The sequence below is a fragment of the Kitasatospora sp. NPDC004799 genome, assembly GCF_040609095.1.
Lineage (GTDB): Bacteria > Actinomycetota > Actinomycetes > Streptomycetales > Streptomycetaceae > Kitasatospora.
Window position 1 is genome coordinate 1 of sequence record NZ_JBEXJK010000028.1, and the last position, 15471, is coordinate 15471.

14 protein-coding genes and 1 pseudogene are annotated in these 15471 nt (G+C 74.0%); 4 read left to right on the top strand and 11 right to left on the bottom strand.

Annotation, left to right across the window (positions count from 1 at the left end; translation table 11 throughout):
• A partial coding sequence (locus ABZW03_RS06360) for an inositol monophosphatase family protein (RefSeq protein ID WP_355253089.1) occupies nt 1-787 on the top strand: 787 nt, incomplete at its 5' end.
• Here the strand turns inward: ABZW03_RS06360 and ABZW03_RS06365 are convergent.
• The 6 genes and pseudogenes from ABZW03_RS06365 to ABZW03_RS06390 all read right to left on the bottom strand — a co-directional run bounded on the left by ABZW03_RS06365 (nt 780) and on the right by ABZW03_RS06390 (nt 7867).
• Nucleotides 780-1744 (bottom strand): annotated as a pseudogene (locus ABZW03_RS06365) (amidohydrolase family protein). The gene ABZW03_RS06360 and the pseudogene ABZW03_RS06365 sit on opposite strands and share 8 nt — an antisense overlap.
• Nucleotides 1741-3375: an acyl-CoA dehydrogenase family protein gene (locus ABZW03_RS06370; RefSeq protein ID WP_355253091.1), complete on the bottom strand. Its 1635-nt coding sequence runs from the start codon at nt 3373-3375 to the stop codon at nt 1741-1743. The pseudogene ABZW03_RS06365 and the gene ABZW03_RS06370 overlap by 4 nt, the downstream one beginning before the upstream one ends.
• Nucleotides 3359-4078: a TetR/AcrR family transcriptional regulator gene (locus ABZW03_RS06375; RefSeq protein WP_355253094.1), complete on the bottom strand. Its 720-nt coding sequence runs from the start codon at nt 4076-4078 to the stop codon at nt 3359-3361. Before ABZW03_RS06375 ends, ABZW03_RS06370 begins: the two co-directional genes overlap by 17 nt.
• 254 nt (nt 4079-4332) lie before the next feature.
• Complete coding sequence (locus tag ABZW03_RS06380; protein ID WP_355253097.1) at nt 4333-5826, bottom strand: S28 family serine protease; 1494 nt, start codon at nt 5824-5826, stop codon at nt 4333-4335.
• 229 nt (nt 5827-6055) lie between these two features.
• Entirely contained in the window at nt 6056-6910 is an 855-nt protein-coding gene (locus ABZW03_RS06385) for a serine protease (protein WP_355253100.1), read from the bottom strand.
• Nucleotides 6911-7237: 327 nt separating this feature from the next.
• Nucleotides 7238-7867: a TetR family transcriptional regulator gene (locus ABZW03_RS06390; protein ID WP_355253103.1), complete on the bottom strand. Its 630-nt coding sequence runs from the start codon at nt 7865-7867 to the stop codon at nt 7238-7240.
• Nucleotides 7868-7986: 119 nt separating this feature from the next.
• On the opposite strand from ABZW03_RS06390, the gene ABZW03_RS06395 reads away from it, so the two are divergent.
• The 3 genes from ABZW03_RS06395 to ABZW03_RS06405 all read left to right on the top strand — a co-directional run bounded on the left by ABZW03_RS06395 (nt 7987) and on the right by ABZW03_RS06405 (nt 9606).
• Nucleotides 7987-8142, top strand: a complete 156-nt coding sequence (locus ABZW03_RS06395) for a hypothetical protein (RefSeq protein WP_355253106.1) — start codon at nt 7987-7989, stop codon at nt 8140-8142.
• 57 nt (nt 8143-8199) lie between these two features.
• Complete coding sequence (locus tag ABZW03_RS06400) at nt 8200-8568, top strand: hypothetical protein (protein WP_355253109.1); 369 nt, start codon at nt 8200-8202, stop codon at nt 8566-8568.
• A gap of 153 nt (nt 8569-8721) precedes the next feature.
• A complete protein-coding gene (locus tag ABZW03_RS06405) occupies nt 8722-9606 on the top strand; it encodes a metallophosphoesterase (RefSeq protein WP_355253112.1) in 885 nt (294 codons plus the stop codon).
• 96 nt (nt 9607-9702) lie between these two features.
• On the opposite strand, the gene ABZW03_RS06410 is transcribed toward ABZW03_RS06405, so the two are convergent.
• The 5 genes from ABZW03_RS06410 to ABZW03_RS06430 all read right to left on the bottom strand — a co-directional run bounded on the left by ABZW03_RS06410 (nt 9703) and on the right by ABZW03_RS06430 (nt 15433).
• Nucleotides 9703-12276, bottom strand: coding sequence for an ABC transporter permease (locus ABZW03_RS06410; protein ID WP_355253115.1), 2574 nt, complete (start codon nt 12274-12276; stop codon nt 9703-9705).
• Nucleotides 12273-13028 carry an ABC transporter ATP-binding protein gene (locus tag ABZW03_RS06415; protein ID WP_355253118.1) on the bottom strand — a complete coding sequence of 252 codons (756 nt, stop codon included), beginning with the start codon at nt 13026-13028 and terminating at the stop codon, nt 12273-12275. Before ABZW03_RS06415 ends, ABZW03_RS06410 begins: the two co-directional genes overlap by 4 nt.
• On the bottom strand, nt 13025-13318 hold the full coding sequence (locus tag ABZW03_RS06420; protein ID WP_355253121.1) for an SHOCT domain-containing protein: 294 nt from the start codon (nt 13316-13318) through the stop codon (nt 13025-13027). Before ABZW03_RS06420 ends, ABZW03_RS06415 begins: the two co-directional genes overlap by 4 nt.
• Nucleotides 13319-13514: 196 nt before the next feature.
• Nucleotides 13515-14192 (bottom strand): response regulator transcription factor, encoded by a 678-nt coding sequence (locus ABZW03_RS06425; protein ID WP_355253123.1) that lies wholly within the window; start codon nt 14190-14192, stop codon nt 13515-13517.
• Nucleotides 14189-15433 (bottom strand): sensor histidine kinase, encoded by a 1245-nt coding sequence (locus ABZW03_RS06430; RefSeq protein ID WP_355253126.1) that lies wholly within the window; start codon nt 15431-15433, stop codon nt 14189-14191. The genes ABZW03_RS06425 and ABZW03_RS06430 overlap by 4 nt, the downstream gene beginning before the upstream one ends.
• Nucleotides 15434-15471: the final 38 nt, after the last annotated feature.

Below are 15471 nucleotides of genomic sequence, written 5' to 3' on the forward strand. Positions count from 1 at the left end.
GACGATGTGGCCCCGGACCGCCGGCACCGTCCTGGTCCCGGACTTCGCCGCCTACCCGCCCTGGGACCCGGAGCAGGTCTACGGCGCGGACCGTCGAGGAGCGGCGGCCCGCTTCGCCGAGCTGGACGGCCCGGCGGCCGCCGCGCTGCGGGAGCGGCTGACGGCGCTGCGCCCGCGGGCCGGCTGGGCGCCCGAGGAGCTGGACGGCGCGGTGCCCGCCGAGGGCGAGTGGTGGCTGTGCGACGCGACCGACGGCGCGGTGCAGTACCTGCTCGGGCAGCCGCACTGGGCGGTGACCGCCACGCTGGTGCGGGACGGCGCGGCGGTGCTGGCCGTGGTGCACGCCCCGGAGCAGGACGGGCGCACCTACCGGGCGGTGCTCGGCGGCGGGGCCGAGCTGGACGGCCGGCCTATCGCGCCGCTGGAGCGGGAGTTGGCCGTCACCGTCGCCGCCACCAGCCAGCCGCCGCGGGTGGCCGCCGACCCGGTGGCACTGCGCCGGGCGGGCGAGTCGCTGTCGGCGATGGCGGGCGCGGTGCTGGCGGTGCGCAACCTCGGCCCGACCGCCCTCCAGGTGGCCCAGGTCGGCTCCGGGCACCTGGCGCTGTTCTGGGAGTACGGCCTCGACGCGGGCAACCTGCTGCCCGGCGCGCTGATCGCGCGCGAGGCGGGCGCGGTGGTGACGGACGCCGCCGGGTCGGCCTGGACGGCCGGCTCCGACGGCTTCCTGGCCGCCGCGCCCGGGCTGCACGCCCGGGCGCTGGAGGTGTTGCGGACGGTCAGCTGACCGCCGGGGAGGGGAGACCGAACAGGGCGGCCGCGTTGTCGTGGCAGACCGCCCGCAGCCACTCCTCCCCCAGCCCCAGCCCGGCCAGCGCCTCCAGCTGGTGGACGTACCGGTAGGGGATGTTGGGGAAGTCGCTGCCGAGCAGGACGCGCTCCCGGAGCCCGCGCAGACGCGGCAGTTCCGCGCGCGGGAACGGGACGTCGGCCTCGGCGAAGTCGGTGAACGCGATGGTGGTGTCCAGCCGGACGGACGGGTGGCGCTCGGCCAGGTCGAGGAAGTCGCGGTACTCGGGCATCCCGAGGTGGGCGACCACCAGGACCAGCCGGGGGTGCCGCGCCAGCACCGCGCCGATCGGGCCGGGGCCGGTGAACTTGCCCGGCACCGGCCCGGACCCGCAGTGGGTGACCACCGGGGTGCCGGTCTCGGCGAGCAGCCCCCACACCTCGTCCAGCAGCCGGTCCGCCGGGTCGTAGCCGCCGACCTGGAGGTGCGCCTTGAACACCCGGGCGCCGTCCTCGACCGCCCGGGCCACGTAGCCGGCCGCCCCGGGCTCGGGGAAGAAGGTCGCGGTGTGCAGGCACTCCGGGGTGCGGGCGGCGAAGTCGGCGGCCCAGGCGTTCAGCCAGCCGGCCATGCCGGGCTTGTGCGGGTAGAGCATGGACGTGAAGGCCCGGACACCGAAGTCCCGCAGCCGCCGGACCCGTTGCTCCTCGGCCTCGCGGTAGGTGATCGGCCAGGGGCGGTTCACCAGCGGGCCGGCGGCGTCGAAGTACGCCCACACCTTGTCGAGGACGTTCTTCGGCATGCTGGGCCCCTCCTGCCCGATGGAGGGCAAGGAGGGAGGGTGTGCACGTCGATCAGGCCGGGCAGGCCGAGCGCCTGCCAGAACTGCCGTACGCCGTCGGCCTCCTGGGCGCTCGACCGGCCCTGGCCGGTCGTCCCTTCCGGAGCGCTCACACCATCACCGGACGGGCGCGGTCGATGATCGCTGCGGTGTCGACCCCGCCCGGCAGGGTGCCGAAGGCCGCGCCGTGGTCGCCGCCCAGTCGGCTCGCGCAGAACGCGTCGGCCACCGCCGGGCTGCCGTACCGGACCAGCAGCGAGCCCTGGAAGGCCAGCGCCATCGACTCGACCAGCCGGCGGGTGCGGTACTCCAGGTCGCCCAGGTCGGTCAGCTCCTTGCGCAGCGCGGCGACGGCCGCGTCCAGCCGGCGGTCCGCGCCCGCGGCGGCGTCGAGTTCGCCGAGGAAGGCCTCGACGCTCTCCGGCCGCCTGGCCATGGCGCGCAGCGCGTCCAGGGCGGCGACGTTGCCGGACCCCTCCCAGATCGACACCAGCGGCGCCTCCCGGTAGAGCCGGGGCATCCCGGACTCCTCCACGTAGCCGTTGCCGCCCAGGCACTCCAGCGCCTCGGCGGAGTGCGCCGGACCGCGCTTGCACACCCAGTACTTGGCCACCGCCAGGCCCAGCCGCCGGACCAGCGCCTCGGTCCCGTCCCCGGCGAGGGTCCGGTCGGTGGCCCGGGCCAGCCGCATCGCGACGATCGTGGCCGCCTCGGACTCCACCACCAGGTCCGCGAGGACGTTGCGCATCAAGGGCTGGTCGACCAGCGCCTTGCCGAACGCCCGCCGGTGCAGCGCGTGGTGAACAGCCCTGGTGGCGCCGTAGCGCATCCCGGAGGCCGCGCCGACGGTGCAGTCCAGGCGGGTCATGTTGACCATCTCGATGATGGTCGGGACGCCCCGGCCCTCCTCGCCGACCAGCCAACCGACCGCGCCGTCGTACTCCAGCTCGGCGGAGGCGTTGGACTTGTTGCCGAGCTTGTCCTTGAGCCGCATCAGCTGCAGACGGTTGCGACCGCCGTCCGGCAGGACCCGCGGCAGCACGAAGCAGCTGAGGCCGCCCGGCGCCTGGGCCAGCGTCAGGAAGAGGTCGGACATCGGCGCCGAGGTGAACCACTTGTGGCCGGTGAGCCGGTAGCTGCCGTCCGGCTGCGGGACGGCGGTGGTGGTGTTGGTGCGGACGTCCGAGCCGCCCTGCTTCTCGGTCATCGACATGCCGGCGATCAGCCCGCGCTTGGTGCGCGGCTCGCGCAGCCCGTAGTCGTACTCCCGCGCGGCCAGCAGCGGCTCCAGCTCGGCGGCCAGGGCGGGGGCCGCGCGCAGGGCCGGGACGGCGGCGTAGGTCATCGAGATCGGGCAGGTGTGGCCGGCCTCGACCTGGCCCCAGACGTAGAACTTCGCGGCGCGGGCGGAGTGGGCCCCGGGGCGCTCGTCCTGCCAGGGCGCGGCGTGCAGGCCGTACGAGACGGCGGTGCGCATCAGCTCGTGCCAGGCCGGGTGGAACTCGACCTCGTCGATCCGGTGGCCGAAGCGGTCGTGGGTGCGCAGCACCGGCGGGTTCTCGTTGGCCAGCCGGCCCCACTCGGCGGCCTGCTCGGAGCCGGCCAGCCGGCCCAGCTCGCGCAGTTCGGGCTCGGCCCAGCCGGCGTCGGCCCGCTGGAGGGCGGCGAGCAGGGTGGGGTCGGCGGCGGTGTCGTGTCCGTACGGCAGGGGCACCTGGTTGGTGACCTCATGCGTCGCTGTCATCGCGTCCTCCCAGGGCACGCAGGGTGAAGGAGACCAGGGCGGGGACCACCGTGGCGTTGTGGCTGGTGGGGTCGTCGCTCGTGGGGTTTCGGCTCGTGGCGTTGTCGCTCGTGGCGTTGTGGCTCGTGGCGTTGTGGCTCGTGGCGTTGTCGCGCTGTTCGGGGGCGGCCGGGGCGGCGGCGAGCGGGCCGGCCAGCGCCTCGCCGACCGCGCCGACCAGGGCGGCGGCGGTCAGCACCGGGTCCTGCTCGGGCAGTTCGCCGCTCGCCACGGCGACGGCGATCTCGGTGGCGATCACGTCCCGGAACGCCCGCCGGAACACCAGTCGCTCCTCGTCCACGACCGCGTCGGCCGGTTCGACCAGCAGCGCGTACGCCAGCCGGGGTGCGCGCAGGGCGCGGTCGGCGAAGGTCTCGACCACGGCCGCGATCCGCTGCCGCGGGGTGTCCCGGAGGGCGACGGCCGCGTTGACCGCGTCGATCTCGTGGGTGACCACCCGGCGGAACAGCTGCACCGACAGCTCGGCCTTGCCGGAGAAGTGCTGGTAGAGGCTGCCGGTGGCGATCCCGGCGCGGTCCGCCACGGCGGCCATCGTGCAGCCGCCGTAGCCGCGCTCGGCGAGCAGGCCGACCGCCGACTGGAGCACCGCCTCGCGCTGGGCGTCCAGGCGGGCTTGTACGGCGGGGGTGCGTCGGTAGGCCATGGAAGCATTGAAGCACCGATTCACTGCTTCGGGGAGGGGTGCGACCGGGTCCGGACGGGGCTTTCGGGCGGCGGGCCGGGACCGGTCGGGCCGGGCGCTCGGGGAACGCCCGACCGCGCGCCGGGCGCTCGCGGAACACGCGAGGAGGCCGCCCCGCAGTGGGGGGCGGCCTCCTCCTCGTGCCTCGTGGCGCCGTGCCGGCGCCGTGCTGCCGCTGTTGCCGGGTTGGCGCCGCGTCGGCGGCGTCCGGGCCGCTACAGCGGGCGGCGCTCCTGCTCCAGCCGCTGGCCCTCGACGTCCAGCGGGCCGAAGTCCGCGCCCGCCTGCGGCGACTTGGTGAGCGAGCGGGCGGCGTTCGGGTCGCTCAGACCGGCCCACTCCAGCACCTTGGCGGTGGCCTCCGCCGACTGCGCGGCAGGCAGCTGCCCGATCTTGGAGCCGTGGTTGCCGCCGGGCACGGTGTAGACGTAGCTGTCCTCACTGCCCCGGCCGAGACGGAACGGCTTGGCGCCCCACGGGTCGTTGCCGCCGTAGACGTACATGATCCGCTCGCCCTCGCGCTTCACCCAGCGGTCGATGTCGGGCATCGCCTTCGGGTTGAAGACGGTCGGGATCTCCTTCGGCACGAAGGTGCGGACCGAGTAGAGCTCCTTGTAGTCGTAGTGCAGCACGCCCTTGAGGTGCGACACGTCGAAGAACGGCGCGCCCAGCTCGGTCGCGGCCTGGTAGTAGTACGCGGTGTACTTCGCCAGCGACTGGTCGCTGTTGCCGGTGATGCCGGACTGCGAGTCGAACCAGGCGTACAGCTCGTCATCGGTCGCGGTGGCGGCCACCGGGACCTTGGCGCAGTCGGCCTCCAGGCTGTACTGCCAGAACGCCCAGACCACGTCCAGCACACCGGCCTCGTAGGCGCGGTCCGGAGTGCCGAGGGTGTTGAAGGTCGAGCCGGCCGCCTGGTTGTCGGCGACGAAGCGGGCCTCCAGGCGGTCGCGGCGCACCAGCAGCTCACGCTGGGCGGCGTTCAGCCTGTCCCGGCACTCGGGGGTGCCGACGGTGCGGAAGAACTCGCTGTAGGCCTCGTAGTCATTGACGTTCGTGTTGTTCGGCGCGACGTAGGCGATCGTGCCGGCCACGTCGTCCGGGTAGAAGCGGCGGAAGTAGGTGGAGGACATGCCGCCCTTGCTGGCGCCGGTGGACAGCCACTCCTCCTGGTAGATCCGCTTGAGCGCGGTCACCAGCCGGTGCGAGTCCGCGGCGCCCTGGCGGATGCCGGCCTTCGACCAGTCCGCCGGCTCCGGGCGGGAGGGGGTGAAGAACCGGTACTCGATGGAGACCTGGTTGCCGTCCACCAGCCGGGTCGGCTCGGTGCGGGACGGGTTGGTGCCCAGGGTGTAGCCGTTGGTGTAGAAGACGGTCGGGCGGTCGTAGCCGCGGTGCAGCAGGCTGAAGCGCTGCTGGAAGGTGCCCAGCCAGGGCCGGAAGTGGTCGATCGGCTGGGTGTACGTGGCGACGAAGTAGCGGTGACCGGTGGTGGTCGGCTTCTCCTCGGTGATCGTCACCCCGGGGATCGCCGCCAGGCGGTCCTTGATGTCGGCGGTCGGGTCGTCGGCAGGGCTCCGGCCGTGGCGGGACGCGGAGCCCTGGTCGCCCTGGCCGTCGGCGGCGGACGCCGGACCGGCCAGGCCGCCGAGCGCGAGCAGCGGTATCAGCAGGGCGGACACCAGCAGCCTTCTCACGGTGGTGGTCATCAACTCTCCATCTGTGCAACTGACATGACTGCCGCCGGTCGGTACGGCCGTGCGGCGCGGGTGGTGCGGGGTGATGCGGGGTGATGCGGGCAGTGCGGGGTGATGCTGGATGGTGCGGGCGGTGCGGGGTGGTGCGGTGGCCGACCGGTGGACGGCCGAATGGGCCACCCGCTGTTCGCGGATGGCCCATCGGGGGAAAAGTGCTGGTCAGCGAGGTTGTCCTGGCTGCTTACGGGCGGGGCAGGGTGCAACCGGGGAGGGTGAGGTCGAAGCGGTTTCCGGCGGCGAAGCAGGCCGGGATCCCGTAGGTCTCCTGGGCGTAGCCGATGCCCTGGCGAACCGTCACCGCGCCGCTCTGGTCCACCTCACAGGGGTTGTCCAGGGTGCACCGCTCGCCGTTCTCGTTGATCGTGTTGTTGACGGCGACCACCTGGCCGGTCGAGGCGTCGACCACCGGCGAGCCGGAGGTGCCGCCGATCACGTTGCAGGTGGAGGTGTAGCGGAGCGAGTCCTTGAAGGTCCAGTCGCCCTCCTTCAGCCGGTAGGCGAAGCCGTCGGCCGAGCAGGAGTAGATCTTCTTCCAGTAGCCGGAGACCACCCGGATCGAGGCGCCCTGGACCGGGTGGGAGGCGTTGATGGTCAACGGGGCTATCCCGTACCGCGACTGGATCGAGGCATAGGTGGTGTTCAGCTGGTACAGCGACACGTCGGTGTCGGTCATGGTGCCGTAGACGATCTTGTTGGCGCGCAGCGTGGCGACGCCGCTGCCGCTCGCGTTGAGCAGCGTGAAGGACCGACTGGAGGCCCGGTTGAGGACCACCTCGCCCGGGCCGGGCATACCGGTCTCCAGGCAGTGGCCGTTGGAGAGCACGAGGGCCGGGTCGGTCGCGGCCGAGCCGGGCATCCGCACCAGCGAGCCGGAACAGTTGCTGAGGGCGACCGTCCCGGCGAAGTTGACGGCCGCGACGGGCTTCGCGGCGGACTTGTCGGCGGGGGCCGCGGCCTGGGCCGGAACGGCCCCGAGGAGGGCGGTGGCCCCGGCGACCAGGAGCGTTGCGACCGTGCCTATGAGCGGCTTCTTCATGAGAGACCTCTCGATGTGGGGGGGTCCACGTGTGGGGTCCACCAAAGCTGTCGCGGACATGACTCACTGTCAAGAGTGAAAGCGATACCGGGCAACCTCCCGGGCCGCATTGGCCGGTTACCGTCGCCGCCCGGGGAGCCGATTCGGGGCGCGAACGGGGGCGCGGCTCGGGGAGGCGCTCGGAGGGTGATTCAGGCGCCGGTTCGGGCGCCGCTCGGGGGGGGCCGGTTCGGGAGCGGCCCGGGGAGCCGGTTCGGGAAGCCGGTTCGGGCGCGAGCGGCCCGGCCGCTCGTCGCAGCGGGGCCGTCGACCCCCTTGCCGGTACCGTCAGCCGGCCTGCCAGTGCTCCCGACCGAGGCTGATCAGGCGCAGCTGCAGGCGCGCGGTGACGGCGATCCGCCGCCCGCGGGCCGGGTCCGTCTCCAGCGCCTCCAGGAAGGCGGCGGCCGTGGAGACCATGTGGTCGACGTACAGCTCGGCGAGCATGCGCAGGTCCTGCTCGCTCCACCCCCGCGAGACCGGCTGCAGCGCCAGGGCGGCTCCCACCTCGGCCGCGAAACGGCCGAGTTCGGCGTCGATCGCCTCGCGCACCTGCCGCACCCCGCCGTGCCGCTCGCGCGCCAGGAAGCGGACGTGCCCCCGGTGCTCGCGGACGTGCCGTTCGATCACGTCCACCGCACGGTCGATCAACTCCTCGGCGTCACCGGCCTCGGCGAGCACAGCGCGGATCATGACGTGCAGGCTGGCCAGCGACTCCTCGACCAGCGCCACCCCGAGGGCCGCGAGGTCGGGGAAGTGCCGGTAGAAGGCGGCCGGGGAGAGCCCCGCCTCGCGAGTGACCTCACGGACGCCGAGGCTCGCCAGGTTCTGATCGGCCAACAGGTGCAGCCCGGCGTCCAGCAAGGCCCGTCGACTCTGCTGCTTCTGGGCCTGTCTGGCCCCAACGGTGTGACTCACGCCATTCAGTAAACATTCGTTTGCTGAACTTGGCCAGCCGGCGTACAGTGGAGCCGAAGTCAGTGAACACTTGTCAACCGAAATCGGCGCCGCCCCAGCCGCAGCCGAAGGAGCCAGCCGTGATCCTGTTCTCCGCCCTGGTCGCCATGGGCATCCTGATCGGCACCGCCGCCCACACCTCGCTCCCGGTCTTCCTCGCCACCTCCGCCGCCATCACCGCCTGGCTGCTCGCCTTCGGCGCCCGCGAGGGCATCGCCCGCCTACGGCACCGCTGACCCGGCCGCTCCGCGGACCGCACCCGCGGCCACTCCACAGAGAGGACCCGCACCACCATGAGCACCGTCACCAACCACCCGGCCGTCGACCGCCGGGGCGCCGGCCGTCCGATCACTGGCCGTCCGATCGCCGGCCGTCAGGGCGCCAGCCGTCCGAGGACCAGCCCGCAGGAGACCGACCGTCAGGGCACCGCCGAGGCCGACAACCTCGCCGTCGCCTCCTTCCTCCTCGGCCTGCCCGGCCTGTTGCTGTTCAACATCGTCCTCGGGCCGATCGCCATCACCCTGGCCACCCTGGCCCTGGTCCGCGGCACCAGCCGGCGCGGTCGCGCCGCCCTCGGCCTGACCCTCGGCATCGCCTCGCTGGCGATCCTCGCCGTCACCACCGCCACCTCCCACGGGGTGCTCATCGATCTCGGTTCCTGAACCGACCCAACTCCCTTTCTCCTCCTGGCAGCTGATGCCGTTCACCGGCTCCCGGCGCGACGGATCGAACGACTGATCCCGTCAACCGCCCCCGCTCCCCCGGCCCGCCACGTAGGGTGGGCCCCATCGGCCGGGCGACCTCAGGGGGCAGGAGTGACTACGGAGAACCGCAGCGACGCACAGCCGGAACGGCCCACCCCGACGGGTGGACGGCTGCTCGCCGTGAGCGATCTGCACATCTCCTACCGGGAGAACCGCGACCTGGTGGAGAAGATCCAGCCCTCCCACCCCGGCGACTGGCTGCTCGTCGCCGGCGACGTCGCCGAGCTCACCACCAGCATCGAGTGGGCCCTCGGTCTGCTCGCCGAGCGCTTCGCCCGCGTGGTGTGGGTGCCCGGCAACCACGAGCTGTGGACCCACCCCGAGGACCCGGTCCAGCTGCGCGGGGTGGCCCGCTACGAGCACCTGGTGGAGCGCTGCCGCAGGCTCGGCGTGCTGACCCCCGAGGACCCGTACCCGATCTGGGAGGGCCCCGGCGGACCGGTTCGCATCGTCCCGCTCTTCCTCCTCTACGACTACACCTTCCGCGCGCCGGGCACGACCACCAAGGAGGCCTCCCTGGCGGCCGCCTACGAGAGCGGCGTCGTCTGCGCGGACGAGCGGATGCTCTACCCGGACCCGTTCCCGGACCGCGACTCCTGGTGCCGCGAGCGCGTCCGGCTGACCGAGAAGCGGCTGGCGGAGTGCGACCCGGACGTTCCGCTGGTCTTCGTCAACCACTACCCGCTGGTCCGCCAGCCCACCGAGATCCTCTGGTACCCCGAGTTCGCCCAGTGGTGCGGGACCGAGCTGACCGCCGACTGGCACACCCGGTACAACACCGCGGCAATGATCTACGGTCACCTCCACATCCCGCGCCGGACCACCTACGACGGCGTCCCGTTCACGGAGGTCTCGCTCGGCTACCCGCGCGAGTGGCGCAAGCGCGGACTGCCGGACCCGCTGCTGCGGGAGGTCTTCCCGCAGTCGGCGGGCTGATCCTCCGGTCCACCCGTACCTCCTGCCCTGCTCGACGACCTCGACGACCCCGCTGCCCTACGCCTGCCGATCAGTCACATCCCCTTCCACCACCTCCTACTCCGTCGCGATCGCCCGCAGGACGTCCAGCCGCGCCGCCCGGCCCGCCGGGCGGAGTCCGGCCACCGCGCCCGCCAGCAACCCGGCCGCCAGGACCACGGCCAGCTGCAGCGGCGGTATCGCGAACGACCCCGTCCCCGCGCTGTCCGAGGCACGCACCAACGCCCAGCCGAGGAAGGCTCCGAGCCCCAGCCCGCCGACCGTCCCGAAGGCCGCCACCAGCACCGACTCCCAGCGCACCATGCCGCGCAGCTGAGCCCTGGTCTGGCCGACCGCCCGCAGCAGCCCCAGCTCCCTCGTCCGCTCGTGCACCGCCAGCGTCAAGGTGTTGGCGATGCCCAGCAGCGCGATCAGCACCGCCAGCGCCAGCAGCGCGTAGACGACCGAGAGCATCGTGTCCACGCCGGCGGCCGCGCTCTTCGCGTACTCGGCGCGGTCCTGCACCTGCGGATTGCCGAACGGGACCAGCGCCCGTTCCACCGCCGTCTTGCCCGCGGCGGCCGGGACGCCCTCCCGCAGTCCGACCGCGACCATGGTGTCCGCGTCCTGCCCCCGGTGCGGGGCCCAAGCCTGCCGGGTCATCAGGTAGTCGCCGGCCAGGCTGCCGCCCTCGTACAGGGCCCGGATGGTGAACGGTCCGCTCGCACCGTCGGCGAAACCCACGGTGACGGACTGCCCGAGCCGCCAGCCGTGCTGCTGCGCCTCGCTGCGGGAGACCGCCAGCCCGTCCGTGCCGAGCGCGGCCAGGGAGCCGTCCACCCGGCCGAGGTCGACGATCCCGGACAGCCGGGCCGGATCCGTCACGTCCAGCGTCCGGCCGTGCCCGTCGATCCGGGCCACGCCCCGGCCGAGCCCGACGGCCTGCCGGACCTCGGGCAGGCCGGCCAGGGTGTCCGCCACCTTGGGACTGATCCCGCTGCCGCCGGCTCCGAACGAGGCGCTGGTGACGGCGAGGTCCCCGGCGAAGGACCTGCTCACCGTGGAGTCCAGGGTGGCCTTGATCGAGGCGCCGAAGACGGTGAACAGCGTGACCACCGCGACCCCGATCATCAGCGCGCTCGCGGTGGCCGCCGTCCGCCGCGGGTTGCGGGCGGCGTTGCGCCGGGCGAGCACCCCGGAGACTCCGCGCAGCCTGGGCAGCGGCGCGCCCAGCGTCCGTACCGCGAGGGCGGCGGCGACCGGGCCGAGCACCACCGTGCCGGCCAGCACCGCGAGCGCCCCGACGGCCGTCAGCAGCACGGACGGGCCGTCGATCGCACCGAGGACGGCCACCGGCACGCCCCCGACCAGCAGCAGACCGCCCAGCACCACCCGGACGGTGCCCGAACGCCCCTGCGCCGCCCGGTCGACGCCGGTCTCCCGCAGGGCCGCGAGCGGAGCCGTCCGCCCGGCCCGGACGGCCGGCAGCAGCGCGGAGCCCACCGCGACCAGCGTGCCGACCAGCAGCGGCAGCAGGACGGCGGCCGTGCTGATCACCATGCCGCCGGTCGGCAGGGCGAAGCCGAGCGCGGAGAACAGCGCCTTGAGCCCGGCGGCCACCCCGATCCCGCCCAGCAGCCCGCCGAGCGAGGCCAGCAGGCCGACCGCCAGCGCCTCCGCCAAGGTCGCTCCGAGTACCTGGCCGCGCACCGCGCCGAGCGCCCGGAGCAGCGCGTTCTCCCTGGTCCGCTGGGCGACCACGATGGCGAAGGTGTTGTGGATGGTGAACGTCGCCACCAGCAGGGCGATCCCGGCGAAGACCAGCAGCAGCGTGGTGAACATGGTCAGGAACCGCCCGGACAGCAGCTGGGTGGACTCCTGGGTGGCCGCCGCACCGGTGATCGCCTGGACGCCGGCGGGCAGCTGCGGGGCTATCCGGTCGACCAGCTCCCGCTGGGAGACCCCGCCCGCCGCGCGGACCTGGATCGAGCTGGCCTGGCCCTCGCCCTTGGGGGTGAGGTACCGCTCGGCGTCCGCGAAGGTCATCGCGGTGAAGGTGCTCGGCCCCATGCCGTCCGCGTCCGCCCCGAAGGTGGCGATGCCGACGACGGTGACCGGCACCGGATCGGGGGTGCGCAGCACGGTGGTCGAGCCGAGGTGCAGCCCGCCCGTCCTCGCCGCACCCCGGTTCACCACGACCTCGCCCGGGGAGGCCGGTGCCCGGCCCTCGGCCAGCCGGTACGGGTTGAGCCGGCCGTCGGCCAGCCAGTTGCCCGCCAGGGTGGGCGGGCCCTGACCGCCGATCGGCTTGCCGTCGCTCCCGATGAGCTGGCCCGCGCCCTGGACGGACGGCTCGGCGGCCGCCACCCCCGGCACCGTGCGCAGCCGGTCGGCGAGCGCGGCCGCCACCGGTGCCCGCACCCCGCCGGCCGTGCCCGCCGCGTCCAGCACGTCGGCGCTGCGGACCACCACGTCGGTGCCGGCGTTGGCGTCGGCGAAGAGGGTGTCGAAGTTGGCCCGCAGGGTGTCGCCGAGCACCATCGTGCCGGTCAGGAAGCTCACCCCGAGCAGGATGGAGAGGAGGGTGCCGGCCAACCGCCGCTGGTGGGCGCGCAGCGAGCGCAGGCTGAGCCGGAGGGGGACGGCGTTCATGCCCGCCCCCGTTCGAAGGCCTTCATCCGGTCCAGCACCAGGGCGGAGGTGGGCTGCCGCATGCGGTCCACCAGCCGTCCGTCGGCGAGGAAGAGCGCCTCGTCGGCCCAGCCGGCGGCCGTCGGGTCGTGGGTGACCATGACCACGGCCTGGCCCATCTCGTCCACCGCCCGGCGCAGCAGGCCGAGGACCTCGCCGCCGCTGCGGGAGTCGAGGTTGCCGGTCGGCTCGTCGGCGAAGACCACCCGGGGCCGCCCGGCCAGCGCCCGGGCCACCGCGACCCGCTGCTGCTGGCCGCCGGAGAGCTCGCTCGGTCGGTGCCGCAGCCGGTCTCCCAGGCCCACCACCGCGACCAGCGTCTCCAGCCAGGCCCGGTCGGGGGCGGCCCCGGCCAGGTCGAGCGGGAGGGTGATGTTCTCCAGGACGGTGAGCGTGGGCACCAGGTTGAAGGCCTGGAACACGAAGCCGATCCGCTCCCGGCGCAGCAGGGTGAGCCGCCGGTCGCCGAGCGGGCCGAGCTCGGTGTCGCCGATCCAGGCGCTGCCGGCGGTGAGCGTGTCCAGCCCGGCCGCGCAGTGCATCAGGGTGGACTTGCCCGATCCGGACGGGCCCATGATCGCGGTGAACCGCCCGGCCGGGAACTCCACCGTCACATGGTCCAGCGCCCGGACCTCGGTGCCGCCGACGCCGTAGATCTTCACGGCGTCGGCGACCCGGGCGGCGGCGCCCCGTACGACGTCGAGGGTGGTCACCTGGCGCCACCTCCCTCGGCGTCGCCGCGCGGCGGCTCGCTGAGCACGGCGCGCTTGGCGCGGTACTCCTCGGCGTCGATGTCGCCCTCCGCGTAGCGGCGGCCCAGGACGGCCAGCGGATGCTCCGCCACGGCTCCCGTCCCGCCCCCGGCCCCGAACCCGCAGCCGTGCCGACGCCAGACCGTGCGGCGCAGCACCGCGATCACCAGGACCGCCACGGCGATCCAGACCAGGGGGATCAGCAGGATCCACGGGCCGGGGCCGGGCCAGTCGGCCAGCTGGGTGTACATGGTGGTTCAACTCCTCGGTGGTGGGCCTCCAGGACCTCGGGCGGTTCCCGAGGTGCCTAGAGCGTCCCTCCGCGGAGTCTCATCACGCGTCCTACCAGCAGCGGCAGTTGGGATACTCCCGGGAGAGTAGGGGCCGTCCGCGACACGCCGCGGCGGGAGCAGGCCTGCTGCGAGGGCGCGACCGGGCCGGGGCCGCTCAGCCCAGCCAGCCCGGCCGCACCAGCCCCGACTCGTAGGCCAGCACCACCAGTTGCGCCCGGTCCCGCACGCCGAGCTTCACCATCGCCCGGCTGACGTGCGTCTTCGCCGTCAACGGACTGACCACCAGCCGCCGGGCGATCTCCTCGTTGGACAGCCCCATCCCGACCAGCGCCACCACCTCGCGCTCCCGCTCGGTCAGCATCGAGATGTCCGCGAGCCCCTCCGGCACCGCCTCGGGCGCCTTCGACCGGGCGGCGAACTCGCCGATCAGCCGCCTGGTGACCCCCGGCGAGAGCAGCGCGTCCCCCGCGACGGCGACCCGGATCGCCCGCAGCAGGTCGGCCGGCTCGGTGTCCTTGACCAGGAAGCCCGCCGCGCCCGAGCGCAGCGCCTCGAAGACGTACTCGTCCAGCTCGAAGGTGGTCAGCACGACCACCCGTACGGAGGACAGCGCCGGGTCCTCGGCGATCCTCCTGGTCGCCTCCAGCCCGTCCATCCGCGGCATCCGGATGTCCATCAGCACGACGTCCGGCACGAGTTCGCGGGCGAGCCGCAGCGCGGCCTCGCCGTCGTCCGCCTCGCCGACCACCGTGAGGTCGTCCTGGAGGTCCAGCAGGGCCCGGAAGCCCGCCCTGACCAGCAGTTGGTCATCCGCCAGCAGTACCCGAATCAATCGCTCTCCGCCTTCGGTGTCGGCAGCTCCGCCCGGACCCGGAAGCCGCCGCCGGGCAGCGGCCCCGCGGTGATGGTGCCACCGAACGCGGCCGCGCGTTCCCGCATCCCGACCAGCCCGCTGCCCGACCCGCCCGCGTCACCGAGCACCGCGGGCCCCGGGTCCTCCACCCGGACCACCAGCACGGCCGGGTCCGTCCAGTCCAGCACCACGACCGCCTGCCGGGCCACCGAGTGCCGCACCACGTTGGTGAGCGCCTCCTGGACGATCCGGAAGGCGGCGAGGTCGACGGTCGCGGACAGCGCGCGGCGCGCGCCGCGCTCCTGCACCTCCGCCTCCAGGCCCACCCGGGCCGCCTGTTCGGTGAGTTCGTCCAGCCGGTCCAGACCCGGGGCCGGCCCGCGCGGCGCCGCCCCGGGCCCGCGCAGCGTGGCGAGCACCTGGCGGACCTCGCCGAGCGCCTCCTTGCTGGTCGACTTGATGGTGACCAGCGCGCCGCGGGCCTCCTCCGGCCGCCGGTCGAGCAGCGCCAGCGCGACCCCCGCCTGGATGTTGATCAGCGACAGGCTGTGCGCCAGGATGTCGTGCAACTCCCGGGCCATCCTGAGCCGTTCCTCGTTGGCCCGGCGCTCCTCCAGCTGCTGCCGGTAGGCCCGGTGGGCGGCGATCCGCTCGCGCCGGAACCTGACCAGCTCGCCCCCCGCCATCACCAGCAGCAGCCAGGCCAGCAGCCCGAGCTCCTGCAGCCAGACGCTGCCGGACGGCGGGGCCGCGCGCTGCCAGCCCTCCGGCAGCACGAAGGTGTTCAGCAGGTGCACCAGGTAGACCCCGCCCACGCAGGCCCAGGCCGCCCGGCGGTGCCCGGAGCCGATCGCCGCGCAGCAAGCGATCAGCCAGCTCACGAAGGCCGGCCCGTACGGGTACCCGCCGGCCAGGTAACCGGCGGTGACCACCGAGGTGCCGACCACCACCGCGACCGGCCGGCGGTCGCGCAGCACCAGCAGGGCCGGCCCGAGCAGCAGCAGCAGGTAGCCGAAGGCGTCCAGCGGGACCCGTCCGTGCTGGTTGTGCGCGGCGAAGGTCGAGCCGACCACCTGGAGCACCGCGACCGCCGCCGCCACGCCGAGCGGGAAGCCCGCCTTGGCCGCGCGCACCCACGGCGGGCGCCACGGCTCGGGCGGCTCCTCCGGTGACTGCTCCGCCGAGGGCGGCTCGGGCGGCGGGGACGTGGGCGGCATCATGCCCACAAGCTAGACCCGCGCCCCGTCCCCCCGCGTCC

Bases quoted from the DNA above. Each gene is read 5' to 3' on its own strand.
- ABZW03_RS06370 (WP_355253091.1), bottom strand. From the start codon at position 3,375: ATGACAGCGACGCATGAGGTCACCAACCAGGTGCCCCTGCCGTACGGA.
- ABZW03_RS06375 (WP_355253094.1), bottom strand. From the start codon at position 4,078: ATGGCCTACCGACGCACCCCCGCCGTACAAGCCCGCCTGGACGCCCAG.
- ABZW03_RS06380 (WP_355253097.1), bottom strand. From the start codon at position 5,826: ATGACCACCACCGTGAGAAGGCTGCTGGTGTCCGCCCTGCTGATACCG.
- ABZW03_RS06385 (WP_355253100.1), bottom strand. From the start codon at position 6,910: ATGAAGAAGCCGCTCATAGGCACGGTCGCAACGCTCCTGGTCGCCGGG.
- ABZW03_RS06400 (WP_355253109.1), top strand. From the start codon at position 8,200: ATGAGCACCGTCACCAACCACCCGGCCGTCGACCGCCGGGGCGCCGGC.
- ABZW03_RS06410 (WP_355253115.1), bottom strand. From the start codon at position 12,276: ATGAACGCCGTCCCCCTCCGGCTCAGCCTGCGCTCGCTGCGCGCCCAC.
- ABZW03_RS06420 (WP_355253121.1), bottom strand. From the start codon at position 13,318: ATGTACACCCAGCTGGCCGACTGGCCCGGCCCCGGCCCGTGGATCCTG.
- ABZW03_RS06430 (WP_355253126.1), bottom strand. From the start codon at position 15,433: ATGATGCCGCCCACGTCCCCGCCGCCCGAGCCGCCCTCGGCGGAGCAG.